This is a genomic window from Caulobacter sp., assembly GCF_017744445.1.
Lineage (GTDB): Bacteria > Pseudomonadota > Alphaproteobacteria > Caulobacterales > Caulobacteraceae > Caulobacter.
Genome location: NZ_JAGIBH010000151.1, coordinates 1 through 575, shown reverse-complemented (window position 1 = coordinate 575; position 575 = coordinate 1). Strand labels below are relative to the sequence as shown.

At 66.6% G+C, this 575-nt stretch carries 1 pseudogene; it reads left to right on the top strand.

The features are described from left to right. Positions 1-285: pseudogene (locus J7528_RS24155) on the top strand (malate synthase A); the annotation flags it as partial. Between the last annotated feature and the right edge of the window lie 290 nt (positions 286-575).

Sequence of the window (575 nt, the reverse complement as noted above, 5' to 3'; positions counted from 1 at the left end):
GGCCGAGGCGCCGTGCCGCTCTACAACCTGATGGAAGACGCCGCGACGGCCGAAATCTGCCGCACCCAGCTGTGGCAGTGGGTGCGCCTTGGCGCAGGCCTGGCCGACGGTCGCGAGATGAGCTCGGAGCTGTTCATCCACTTCCTGACCGACGAGATGGCGGGCCTTCGCCGCGACTTCCCCTCCCCGCGCCTGGAGGAAGCCGCGCAGCTGTTCTCGCGCATGGTGTTGTCCGACACCCTCGAGGAGTTCCTGACGCTGCCTGCGTACGAACTCATCGACTAGCCGGACGACGCGACGGGGGCCGTGCTCGCGGTGCGGTCCCCGCTCGCAACCGAATCCTCAGGAAATCCTTGCGGCGACGACGGGTTTGGGCGCAACACGGCCCACGAAATTCCCTCCGGCGCGCAAGGAACGATCATGGACTTCTCCAAGCTTCAGGCGACCAGCAAGGTCACCGGCGAATGGAAGTACCCCCAGGGCCAAGCCAACCGCAGCGGGCTGCTGCAGGTCGACCACGCCCCCGACCACAAGCTCTACTGGGAAGAATACGGCAATCCCGACGGCGAGCCGGT